The organism is Butyrivibrio sp. INlla16, from assembly GCF_900104155.1.
In the GTDB taxonomy this organism is placed as follows: domain Bacteria; phylum Bacillota; class Clostridia; order Lachnospirales; family Lachnospiraceae; genus Butyrivibrio.
The window spans coordinates 1-11,301 of the sequence record NZ_FMYB01000077.1 but is presented as its reverse complement, the minus strand read 5'-3'; the positions used below and the strand labels follow the sequence as shown (position 1 = coordinate 11,301).

The 11,301-nt window shown below is 39.9% G+C and carries 12 protein-coding genes; 2 read left to right on the top strand and 10 right to left on the bottom strand.

Annotated elements, in window-relative coordinates:
- Nucleotides 1-292 precede the first annotated feature (292 nt).
- The 3 genes from BLR42_RS20635 to BLR42_RS20625 form a co-directional block, all read right to left on the bottom strand.
- Nucleotides 293-1,879, bottom strand: a complete 1,587-nt coding sequence (locus tag BLR42_RS20635; protein WP_091872814.1) for a transposase — start codon at nucleotides 1,877-1,879, stop codon at nucleotides 293-295.
- 341 nt (nucleotides 1,880-2,220) lie between these two features.
- Complete coding sequence (locus BLR42_RS20630; protein ID WP_091873279.1) at nucleotides 2,221-2,622, bottom strand: DUF6483 family protein; 402 nt, start codon at nucleotides 2,620-2,622, stop codon at nucleotides 2,221-2,223.
- A 30-nt stretch (nucleotides 2,623-2,652) separates the two neighbouring features.
- A complete protein-coding gene (locus BLR42_RS20625; protein WP_091873277.1) occupies nucleotides 2,653-3,321 on the bottom strand; it encodes a helix-turn-helix domain-containing protein in 669 nt (222 codons plus the stop codon).
- Between the two features lie 389 nt (nucleotides 3,322-3,710).
- Between BLR42_RS20625 and BLR42_RS20620 the strand changes: the two genes are divergently transcribed.
- On the top strand, nucleotides 3,711-5,456 hold the full coding sequence (locus BLR42_RS20620; RefSeq protein ID WP_091873275.1) for a methyl-accepting chemotaxis protein: 1,746 nt from the start codon (nucleotides 3,711-3,713) through the stop codon (nucleotides 5,454-5,456).
- Nucleotides 5,457-5,596: 140 nt separating this feature from the next.
- On the top strand, nucleotides 5,597-6,193 hold the full coding sequence (locus BLR42_RS20615) for a hypothetical protein (protein WP_091873273.1): 597 nt from the start codon (nucleotides 5,597-5,599) through the stop codon (nucleotides 6,191-6,193).
- A gap of 357 nt (nucleotides 6,194-6,550) precedes the next feature.
- Here the strand turns inward: BLR42_RS20615 and BLR42_RS20610 are convergent, their stop codons facing one another.
- The 7 genes from BLR42_RS20610 to BLR42_RS20580 form a co-directional block, all read right to left on the bottom strand.
- Nucleotides 6,551-6,991, bottom strand: a complete 441-nt coding sequence (locus BLR42_RS20610; RefSeq protein ID WP_091873271.1) for a hypothetical protein — start codon at nucleotides 6,989-6,991, stop codon at nucleotides 6,551-6,553.
- Nucleotides 6,992-7,017: 26 nt separating this feature from the next.
- A complete protein-coding gene (locus BLR42_RS20605; RefSeq protein ID WP_091873267.1) occupies nucleotides 7,018-7,197 on the bottom strand; it encodes a hypothetical protein in 180 nt (59 codons plus the stop codon).
- Nucleotides 7,198-7,341: 144 nt separating this feature from the next.
- Nucleotides 7,342-7,653, bottom strand: coding sequence for a hypothetical protein (locus tag BLR42_RS20600; RefSeq protein WP_139165229.1), 312 nt, complete (start codon nucleotides 7,651-7,653; stop codon nucleotides 7,342-7,344).
- Between the two features lie 39 nt (nucleotides 7,654-7,692).
- Entirely contained in the window at nucleotides 7,693-8,757 is a 1,065-nt protein-coding gene (locus BLR42_RS20595; protein WP_091873262.1) for a helix-turn-helix domain-containing protein, read from the bottom strand.
- A 190-nt stretch (nucleotides 8,758-8,947) separates the two neighbouring features.
- On the bottom strand, nucleotides 8,948-10,189 hold the full coding sequence (locus BLR42_RS20590) for a hypothetical protein (RefSeq protein WP_091873260.1): 1,242 nt from the start codon (nucleotides 10,187-10,189) through the stop codon (nucleotides 8,948-8,950).
- Between the two features lie 7 nt (nucleotides 10,190-10,196).
- Nucleotides 10,197-10,670: an RNA polymerase sigma factor gene (locus BLR42_RS20585; RefSeq protein ID WP_207648590.1), complete on the bottom strand. Its 474-nt coding sequence runs from the start codon at nucleotides 10,668-10,670 to the stop codon at nucleotides 10,197-10,199.
- Between the two features lie 217 nt (nucleotides 10,671-10,887).
- Nucleotides 10,888-11,301: type III toxin-antitoxin system ToxN/AbiQ family toxin (locus tag BLR42_RS20580; RefSeq protein WP_170832910.1), on the bottom strand; the 414-nt coding region annotated here is incomplete at its 5' end.

Below are 11,301 nucleotides of genomic sequence, written 5' to 3'. Positions count from 1 at the left end.
AACAAATAACGAGCTACGTCGCATGACGCAGCTCGTAAAATTCCTTTTCGCCGGTAGGGCTCCCGTCTTAATAAAGTTCCCATTTGTTTTATATGGTAGGGCTCCCATCTGATAAAGCTCCCGATTATTTTATATGGTGGGGCTCCCATCTGATAAAGTTCCCATTTCGCTTGGTAAGGAAACCAATACATCTCTTCGATGTAACTAAATACTAACATCTCCAAACATATGTTACAATATCAAAAATACACAAATAATTTTCATTATAGTAAAAGTTTCCCAATCTGCCGGACTATAGATTTCCGACAGAAGGGTTAGCTTCCTTTCTTGGGCGACCACGTGGCCGCTTGGGTTTTATTTCAACTTGATCCTTTGGCTTCGGCTTTCGCCCGCGTTTCTTAGGCTCAGGCTTTGGAGCCGGCTTTGAAAGCCCAAGAGCTTCGAGCTCTTCCATTGCGGTTTGTATTGTGTGCACCCAAAACCCGTCAGCGGATGATGGCTCTGCAGGTGCATCCGCCCTACGCCATGCTGATGAAAGATCATCCATGAGTTCACCATAGGACATCTGTTTCAGAAGTCCAGCATTTTCGGCTTTGCGGATAATCCTGCAGGTTGCAACAGTTGAGATAAAGTTTACAAACTCGCTGCCTATTACAGCAAAGTCGCCCTGCTCACCGGTATGGTCAAGGCACTCATCGCTCTTGTAACGTTTAAAGACCATCTCCAGAAGCCAGCGGTCCTGATAACACTTGTATGCCACTTCAGGGGCAAGATCCTGATCTGATTCGAGAACCATTACGCCGAACGTGTTTCTTTTCTCAGCGTACTTCTCGGGAGAAAAAGTATTCTTACGCTTGGCGTTTGCAATGTAGGTTGATTCTTCCTTTGCAGCCTTTTTCGCATCTTTGAAGGCATAAAGGTAACGACCACCTTTAATTCTGGCTTTTTTATAAACAACATGGGCATCTATGCCCGAAAGTACACCATCAAACGAGAGCATGTCATTATCAGAAATGCGTTTGTCATTTCGCTTGATAGGTGTAAGGAAATGAAGATCAGGTCTTTCTGAGAGCTCTTCTTTAATCTTGCTCGGAGGAAAGCCCTTATCTGCGACAATGATTCCTCTTCTAAGATCATTATCGCGTATAAATGCCGGATATGACTTTGAATCTATACTGTTGCCAGGGAATATCTCGGCACATATGGGTTCCATCAGTTCAATATCGTAAGCATAGAGAACGGAGACCTCGCTGCATCCTCGTACTCTAGCTTTGTAGGAGTATGCCGACAGGTCATTGACTATGCTTGTGTCCTGCTTTAAGGTGCCATCAATTGCTACGTGATGGTCAGCGGATGTAGCTTTCATGCGCAGCCGATAAAACTTACTGCGCCGTGCTCCGTCCATACCAATCATGTTAAACAGCTTATTGACAGAGTTTTTCGATATGGCTGCACCAGGATAGTCCTTACAGACAAAACAACGATTGTAGTGTGTCGAAAGCCTGCTGTCAGTAACCTGAGGCTTAATGACCCTGAGCGAAGCGATTGCCATAATCGCATAGACATCGGAAGGGTCGTAAACTGCCAGCAGATCTTTTTCAATGTCCCGGGTCACCGAGTGTACAAGAGCAGATGAGCCATAGGACAGCATATCAGGAACCACCGGAGCCGATGAAACAGTTGTCTCAACAGGGACATACTCGTGATTGATAATATGTCCGACAACCTTTCCGTTGCGCGGCTGAGGATTTCCGCCTGCAACATATTTTGTGGATGCTCTTTCTCTAACGGCGTACCTTTTAGGGCCGTCACGTCCGCTGTCATCTACAATAGTATTCACTGGTCTGGGAACTGCACGGATATCTGCTGGAACTGGCATAAGAAAACCTCCTTTTATATAGTCCTATTATACCATAGTCGGACTATATAATCAAGTTTTCTTTGTCCCATTTTACAAAAATCTGATGTCAAAGTGCAGTAAAAATCAGGGAAAATGATGCGGTTTACCAAGGATTTTTGCCTTTGGTGCACTCATTTTCTGACAATTGAAGTAACAAACCGCGGATTTAGGGGCTTAACCTATAGTCCGACGATTTGGGAAAGTTTTAGTTAATCATTTGGAAATATTTTTAACCAATGAGAAATTCTTGATTCTTCATATATAAAAGGGCATGTGCCTGTTATTTAAGGCACACACCCTTTAACCTGCCAATGATATGCTTATAGTACTTGTAATCCCTCAACTATATTTAGCAGATCTCCATATCCAGCCTTCTGAACCAGGCGATTCATTCCATCTAAGACCTCTCCCTTTGAAAAGTCATGTTCTGTCAGGAAGCTTTCACTTTTCTCTGATAAATATTGATAGAACAAGACTGCAGCAGCAACATTTTCTTTATCGGAATAATCGATATTATCCAGGAGCTGATTTTCAGCTTCGTTTATCATTCCCTGGTCAATCATCATTAGGAAATCTTCAAGCTTTTTCCCTGAAACTTCATATCCATTATCTTTTTCCATTTCTACCGCAACATATTTTTTGCCAAGCATCAATGAGAAGAGGACTCTTGCTACTTCTTTGATAATCCTCATGATATAGTCTTTTTCATCATCAAATGTCATAGGTCACCTCCGTTATTAGTCGGAGCTGCATTACTTGGTATGTTTTGACGATATTGATGATAACAGCCTCAGAACTCCTAATGAAACTGCAAATATTACAATAAAGAATAACAGAGAGTACTTCAGTTCCTGCCCGGGAATAGCCTTACTTAACATAAAGAAAAATGCAACGGTAAAAACTATCGTGCATGCTAAGCTACTGATAAGGTCTTTTTTTAATGTATCCCCGTTGCTCTTAGGATAATTCCATGCCCCGGCTCTTACTATCAGCATCAGGTAAGCCATCCCGCCAAGTAGCACTGCAACCGTCTCTCCTATAACCAGTTTCATATCCATGAAGGCAATCATCTGAATCAATATGGCTATCGCACTTATGATAAAGATGATAACGAATCCATAATTACTTGCTTTTACGGCTGCCTTTTTCTGTTCATCAGTGTACTCTGCTACAGTTTTAAGTGTTTCCTTTAATTCTTTATCCATCTCGCTTTTCCTTTCTCCATTTAGAAGCTCCTTTACATCGATATCATAATAATCTGCAAGCTCTATCATGATAGAAAGATCCGGCATGTTTGTTCCAGTCTCCCACCGTGATACAGTCCTGCCAGAAACATTTAATATTTCAGCAAGCTGCTCCTGTGTTAAGTTTTTCTCCTTACGAAGTACCCGTAAGAACGCTCCAATTTTCTGTGAATCCATTAGCTCCTCCTTTCACTCACAGAATACAGAAAGCTGTCTAATATAAACACGACACAAAGCGAGAAATGCCGTTTTTATGCTATTAGACAGACTTGTCTAATACATTATAGCCATAAAAATAGCAGTACACAATTTAATAAATCATGTACTGATGTGGGTGTCAAAAGTATAGAAACACCCTAAAAATGCACATTGCTACGAGGTCGCTTATTTTCGTAGCAATGTTCAAAAAATATGTCAAGGTCACGTATAAATGTGACTTTTGGCACCTATATCATTAAATTTGAATAAACATTTCAGAAAATCCATCAGTTATTGAAATAATTAGTCTATAATAGTTATGTAGCTATAAAGAATTGCTATTCGGGATATATGATAGGAGGTACAGAATGAGTATCAAGAATTTAGTTAATTTAGATGATAACAGGTTGCTTGAGATGAATGTAGGCAAGAAATTTGCGCATACTTTTACACGCATATACATATATCTTGGTTTATCTCTCTGCCTGCTTATCATTTCAATCGTAGTTGGTATATCAGGATATCATAAACTTTATAACAACTATTACAATCAAAATACTTATCAGGGACTTCTTCGTATTCACAACCAGAATCTCGGAAAATCTGCTTGGTGGGCGCTTGCTACTCGTGTATCTGAGACAAGACAGGAACAAATAGTAGAGTTCCATGAAACAATGCTAAACAACATGAAAGAAGATCTTGCTAATTTAAGATCATATCGTGGCGAGACAGAGCTCATTAAGTCCCTCGACGCAAATATAAAAAATATAGAAGCAACAACCAATAAACTCGCCTCCCTGTACGCACAGGCTGAAGAACTTGAGGACGGAAGCCTTAGTAATGGAAATGAAATATACGCGGTCATGAGAGATGAGCTTCGGCCTGAAGTTTTGAAAACAGTGGAAAACACAAGGCAGATGACCTCCAATGTAACTAATGAGGTAACAAGCTCATATGATTTGACAATTGTTATAATGACGATAATGGTTGTTATTAGTATTATCATGACAATTCTGCTGATCGTATTCATGAAAAATGCCCAAAACACGCTGACAAAATGCGTTGTCATGCCTGTTGACGAGGTTGCGAAGGCTGCAGAACAAATGGCAAGAGGCAATCTTAACGTAGCTATTGATTACCATGCCAATGATGAATTTGATATACTGGCCAGAGATCTTGAAAACTCAACACGTGCATCCATGAATATCGTAAATGACATTTCAAATTCGCTTAATGAGATTTCTGAAGGTGATTTCAGTATAGGTACAATTACCCCGAATCTTTATCATGGTAATTTCAGCCCAATCAGCGAGTCCATGAATACCATTACAGACAAGCTTTCTAACACCATGAATGATGTTAAGGCTGCATCTGCAAGAGTTTCAGAGGGTGCCGAGAACATGTCCAAAGGCGCCAATGAATTGGCTGAAGGTGCTACTGATCAGGCTGCAGCTGTCGAGGAGCTTACAGCTTCAGTAAATACAGTAACCGAACAGACAGAAAAAATGGCTGCGGATTGTGCAAAGGGCGTTCAGATGTCAATTGCGGCCCAGAAGGTAGCAAAAGACGGTGCTGATAAAATGGATCAGGTTACGGAAGCAATGCAGAGAATCACGACTGCTTCCAAGGAAATCCAGGAAGTTGCAAACAGTATTGAAGCTATTTCATCCCAGACCAAGCTCCTTGCTCTCAATGCTTCCATAGAAGCTGCCAGAGCCGGAGATACAGGTAAGGGCTTTGCAGTTGTTGCTCAGGAGATAGGACAACTGGCTCAGCAGTCGAATGACGCTGTACAGCGCACCCACGCACTTGTTAGTTCCGCTCTTGAAGAAATTGACAGCGGTAATGAGATTGTTGCAGAAACACAGATTACATTGCATGAGATAGGTGATTCCGTAAATGAGCTGGCTGAAATGATGAGAACCTCCGGAGACATGGCTCAGCATCAGGCAAAAAATATGAGAGAAATTAATCAGGGTATCGAGCAGATTTCTGAGGTAATTCAAAATAATTCAGCAACTGCCCAGGAATCAAGTGCTGTATCCAGTGAACTTTCTGATCAGTCTAACCAGCTGCATAACCTTATGTCACAGTTCCAAGTAAAACTGGGATAAATGTATATAACATGAAAAGGGGCTGTGAAATAATCAGTCCATGAAAAAAAGAGAAGTAATAGCTGAAAACAGCCAAGAACACTGCTAAAGTTCTAAAGCTTAATATTGTAGATATAGAAACAGAGAAGCTATCGGATATTATGGTTATTGAAAATTCAGCTGATTCAACCGATAACATCGGGAATCTTCCATACTCCGTAAATGCATCCTGCCCCGATAATTCATCAATTACAGTTTATGGTGATGGAAGCATCCGGATATTATATGAAAATGCGCAACTGCCCCCAAAATACCATTTCACCGATAACAACACTACTGATGATGAAGCAAATGCCGTTCTGGACTATCTCGCAGAGGAATATGCTGCTAAATTAGGCTATAAAGAGCCAGTCTCCTACTCTTGTGTTGAGAAAAGTTATTCAGGTGAAGACATGCGATCATATTATATGTACGACGGATCATCGGATATTAGGAAAAACATCTGTAATCATGATCTGTCCTATGCATCATTTAGTCCTGATGAAGAAGGAAACCTGTCTTGCATATGGATCTACAATGCTTATAGTTCATCAACTTACAAAGGAGATTATCTTATAATTACGAGTGACAAAGCTATAGAAAATCTTCTTAGTGGGGATTACTATTCATCCGTCCCTTCCGATTATTTTAAGGGCGGAAAGCTTTCAGACAAGGATATTGCAAGAGTTTCTCTCGGATATCGCAACACTGGCGAATAATATTACATACCTTACTACATTTTCTATGTGGAGCTGGATAGCGAAGAATGTGAAGCTCCGGTTGGAACAAAAGCATTTGGCTTATTCTATGTACCTGCTATAGATAAGTCATATATTGGTAACTTCAAGAATCTGGGTGGTGATTAATACACAAAGTGCATGTTCACTAAGTCAAGTGAGCATGCACTTTATATCGTAATAAGAACAGAACTGCTTATCTCATCCACCCGAACTCATTCATATAAGCGCAGTAATCGGATGTAATATATGCAATACATTGTCAAAACCATGCTTCGTAGTAATACCAGCCTTTACCAATTTTCTTAGTTATTCCGCCATTATAACCTTCGTTTTTGACTAATGATAGATTATGCAGCATTCATTATAATTAAAATAGTTCTTCCCCCATAAGTCTTTTATGATTTCAATAGTCAGCTTGCTAATATGAATTTTCTTAATTCCCAATTCTGATTTATCATCTAACCAGGTATTATACAATGACACAGATTTTCTGTTTTTCAACAAATTCCGGATATAATCTATAATTACCTCCGCCTGGTCATCTTTGTAGCACCATTCTATATAATTGATGTATTGAAGCTCTGTGTACTGCGATGCATAAGTCAGGTCATCTTCTATTATTATCCGTATTGCTGTTTCTTCATCAAATCCTGGTCTGCATTTTATTGCAGCTATTTCTCCGCCCTTTATAACAGGTTCCGCATGCATATTGTCAAATTCAGGCATAGGCTTATCACTAGCGAAAAACTGATATAAGCTCATTTTTTCCTTTACCAAACATTGAAAATTCCTTTGAAAGCACCTTAAAAACAATCTACCCATCCACAGCTTTTAACATCTTCAAAAGTGATCTGTTTTTCAACTTCCTGCATAGTATCAGTAAAAGGCTCTGGTCTTGGCCTTAAGCTGAGAAATATTGCTGCCACAAGAATTGCAGTTACAACTACCCCAAAACAGATTTTTATTCGCTTTTTTTCATACATAGTTCACCCTCCGAATTCATTATTCTTATATATATAACGCGCGAGATGCCCATTTCGGGACACAAAATATAGAAAAAATTGAAATTTTTCATAAAAAAGTAGGTACCAGCATAACACTGGTACCCACCACTATGCGCCTATTTCTTAATCAGAAGCCTGCTCCGTTTCCCGAGTCTGGCATAAAGGAAAACTCCCAATTTTCACTCTGTTCGCCTGGAATATATGCTGTCTGAAAAGTCCTTTAAATATAGCTTTCAAGCTGCCCAGAGAGTACTTGTCCCACTTCTTTACATCTGCTTCTCCCATTTGCCACATTTCTGTGAGCGACACAGTGCGTTCCAGTTGTTCATTTTTCGCCCATGTTGGAACAGTATGCAAATCTCTTTTACTTATTCCATATTTTGCTTCTATTATTGTCTGGGTATCCATGATGATTTCCTCCATTAACTTCCCCATGAAATACCCTTCGGCCGAAAGGTTTTATATCTTTTAATGTTATTTTATCTTGTCTATCAGTCTTCTCTTTTCCTCGCAAAGAGCGTCAACATCCGCGCCTTCAGTGATGTTCCATTCTTCTTCCAGATACTTGATCTGAAGCTCAACATACCTGATGGCATCTTCATATTTTCCAAGTATTTCATAAATCCTTGCCTGTGCCTGAAGATGATCCATGCAAATATGCTCATTGTGATTAGTTACATATATTTCCTCAGCTTTGTGATATCTTTCCAAAGCCTCCTCATATCTTGCATTGGATGCATATATGCCTGCTACTTCAAACATCACATCATAGCTGTCATGGAACTTTTCCTCAATATCAGAAACTATTTTCCATGCATCCTCAGCACGATACTCAGCAAAAGCAATATATGCTTCATATACCGGAACTAAAACATCCTTATGATCAGGCAATTTTGAATAAGAATCCAAATATACAGCAGCCTCCTTAGTGCGATGATCAGCGATCAGGTTATCCATAAGGAACAGATAATTCCTGCCTATTTCAGGATGTTTTTCTACTAAATCCTTGAAAAACTCTATAGTACTGTTATGCTGTCTTGCGTTCCAGTCCCAGACTACTGCCCCTTCACTCTTTTGCAGGAGCCACTGATCCTCCTTTGCATCAGGATGAAAATTCATAGCTTTTCTTGAATACAAGCTAGCATATCTGCTGTCACTAACTATTCTGTGATGATATAGATGAGCCAGGAACGTGTAAATCCTGCCATCCATCCTGTCCGGATGGTTCTCATCATACTCATCTTTTATATCCAGCAGGAACTCCTTTGTATTATTAAACGCTTCATCCGTGAGCTCATTTTCATAATCAAGCATGTTTTCGATACGGTGCAGTTTCTGATCTACAGATAGATCAAACAGCTCATCAATTGTAACACCAAAGAATTCCGATATTGACGGGAGCAGTGATATATCCGGAGCACACACATTGTTCTCCCATTTTGATATAGACTGACTGCTCACTCCTAGCGCGTCTGCAAGAGCCTCCTGCGTTGTACTGGATTTTAAACGAAGTGCCTTTATCTTGTTTCCAATATTCATTTTCGCGTCTCCTTATATGATTTTGAAGAAACGAAGCTTCATTTCAGTTCTTACAAGAATAATTGTAGAATATAGTCGTATTGCCCACAATGACGCAGTTTTCAAGTCGGTACAACCTGAGGTTGATTATTCATACTGTCACAAGTCATATAATGGAAATGTTTTTAATTGCCAGAAAGTCATTAACTCACTACATAATATGCTTCTCAGCATTTATCATGCTTGTATTTGCCACCTGCTTTACAACATCAAATACTGAGCCCATCATGCCCATAATGCCTCCGGACTCTCCACCATTCTCACCAGGTTTGAGTGATCCCACCATAGCAACGTTCTTAGCTACAGTATGAACAGCACTTTCCTGTTCCTCTGTGCAGGAGACTTTTGCGCAGTTCTTAATCTGAAGCCTGTCACAGATAAGCTGTGGTTCTACATCCTTATCTATGGAAAGCAGAGCGCAGTTTACTACTCTCACGCCCTTTTCATTAGCCATAAGAAGTGATCTGTCAACTATTGCCTTAGCACTGTTGACTATGCTCTTTCCTTCAAATAAATACTCCACTACATCCGCGTCAATATCAACATGTTTCATATCCTGATACATGCTCTCCCTTACAATAAGGGTCCCTGTTACAGTGAGCTTTTCCAACTTATCAAGCCTTGTAAATTCTGTTGATACTGTAAGATCTCCGTCAACATACAACCTGCTTCCACTTTTATCAAACAGGGCATCATTTAGTTCTGCATCGCCTTTTATAAAAGTCATATCCTCAGGGATTACCATGATCTTTGTCGTAATATCAAATACCCCCGCAAGCTTCTCTACCTTGCTCTCCCGCATAACCACACACGGAGTCTCAAATCTTACATTCTTCTCAAGGAGCTTGTCTGCATCTACAGAGTCTTCAATAATAAGCTTTTTTGCAATAAAATACTTTTCATTTTCCTTAACTCGGAGCGGAAAGAACTTATCCATAACAAATTTTGAGTCCAGCATAACTGCATCCTCGGGATAAAGAACCGTGGACCCATTTATGAGCATTTTGTCAGTATATCCTTTCATACTTCTTGGGCAGTACAGCGAGCCATTTATAAGCATGTATACATACTGCTCCATTGCATCTTCTGTTCCGGGTTCAATCGTGACTTTTCCATTTGCAAGCAGAATCACCTTATTCTGCGGCTTTGAATCCTTTGAAATAACTTCTTTTCCATTACTGATCCTGCTCTCAACAATCTCATCCTCAGCCACATCGACAATTGCCTCGCTGTTGATCACAGCTCCAAGCCTGTTTAAAACTTCTCTGCTCCTTTGGCTGGCAATAAGCACCTCAGAATTTATGATAATCCTCTTATATCCTTCGTAAACATCTTCATTTATCTGTCTTGAATCACATACTTCTGCATTGATAACCAGATTTTCTTTTGACATTCTTTCTTCACCTCTTCCAATAGTTTTTCATCGTAAATCTAAGTGTTTTTCTCGCCATACTTATCTCATATCTGACTGTACCTGATGGCATCTCAAGTATCTTCCCAATATCCTCCGCAGTATAGCCTTCCACGTATCTCATATACATTATTACGCCTTGCCTGCCCGGAAGTTCTTCCAACAGTTGCGTCCACTCTATATTGGAATAGTCCTCAGACTCCTCCATAGATTCAGGAATATCATCAGGGCTCTCCCTAAAAGTCCCGGATCTTACCGCATCTATGTATACATTTCGTGCTGTTTTATAGAGCCATGATTTCACCTGATTTTCATGTAGCGTCCCTAGCAGTTTCTGATTTACAGTTGCCCTGACAAAGGTTTCCTGGACAATGTCTTCCGAAAACTGTCTACTGTCGCACATTCTGTAGATGTAGGCAAGCAGGTCATTATTGAATTTTTGAAAAATCGTTTCAAGTTCCATCGTTTTCTTTTCCTTACAGCACTCTCTCCCATCCTCCAAATCTCTATAAGCGGCATCGAGTACTCGAGCCGTTCTTTCTTTGCCCACGCAGGCACAGAGCATGCATTCTCTGTAACACCGCCCCTAACATATGCATCCATAAAAGTTTTTTGGGTATCCATGACGGTTCCTCCTTCATGTGAAATACCCTTCGGCCGAAAGGTCTTTTGTCCTTCTATTAGTTAAGACGTAATGGATAGAAAAAGTGTTGGAAAAATTTTAAAAAATTTAAAAAAGCGGCAAGAACCAGTCCTGTCGCCCTGCATGCCTCTAATATATGAACACAATCACAAAGGTTCACCAAATTTCTATTTTTATCTGGCTTGTTTGTCACCAGATCATACACTTTGTTTGCCCTATTCTCGATCGTATCAGCATGATCTCTGCACCATTTTAGCTGCTTTTGCATAAGTTCTTTATGATTTTTAATCTCGACAGCATCATTCTTGTGTATTGTTAAATCCACTTTCTGTATAACGCTATCTATAACAGGAATCATATTATTGATGTTAAGAACACCTATAAGTTTACTTGTTCCATCCTCATTTTTCTTACTATCATCAAAAATTTTGATAAAATCAACCTGACTTTT

Bases quoted from the DNA above. Each gene is read 5' to 3' on its own strand.
- BLR42_RS20620 (WP_091873275.1), top strand. From the start codon at position 3,711: ATGAGTATCAAGAATTTAGTTAATTTAGATGATAACAGGTTGCTTGAG.
- BLR42_RS20595 (WP_091873262.1), bottom strand. From the start codon at position 8,757: ATGAATATTGGAAACAAGATAAAGGCACTTCGTTTAAAATCCAGTACA.
- BLR42_RS20615 (WP_091873273.1), top strand. From the start codon at position 5,597: ATGGTTATTGAAAATTCAGCTGATTCAACCGATAACATCGGGAATCTT.
- BLR42_RS20590 (WP_091873260.1), bottom strand. From the start codon at position 10,189: ATGTCAAAAGAAAATCTGGTTATCAATGCAGAAGTATGTGATTCAAGA.
- BLR42_RS20585 (WP_207648590.1), bottom strand. From the start codon at position 10,670: ATGGAACTTGAAACGATTTTTCAAAAATTCAATAATGACCTGCTTGCC.
- BLR42_RS20635 (WP_091872814.1), bottom strand. From the start codon at position 1,879: ATGCCAGTTCCAGCAGATATCCGTGCAGTTCCCAGACCAGTGAATACT.
- BLR42_RS20630 (WP_091873279.1), bottom strand. From the start codon at position 2,622: ATGACATTTGATGATGAAAAAGACTATATCATGAGGATTATCAAAGAA.
- BLR42_RS20605 (WP_091873267.1), bottom strand. From the start codon at position 7,197: ATGTATGAAAAAAAGCGAATAAAAATCTGTTTTGGGGTAGTTGTAACT.
- BLR42_RS20625 (WP_091873277.1), bottom strand. From the start codon at position 3,321: ATGGATTCACAGAAAATTGGAGCGTTCTTACGGGTACTTCGTAAGGAG.
- BLR42_RS20600 (WP_139165229.1), bottom strand. From the start codon at position 7,653: ATGGGGAAGTTAATGGAGGAAATCATCATGGATACCCAGACAATAATA.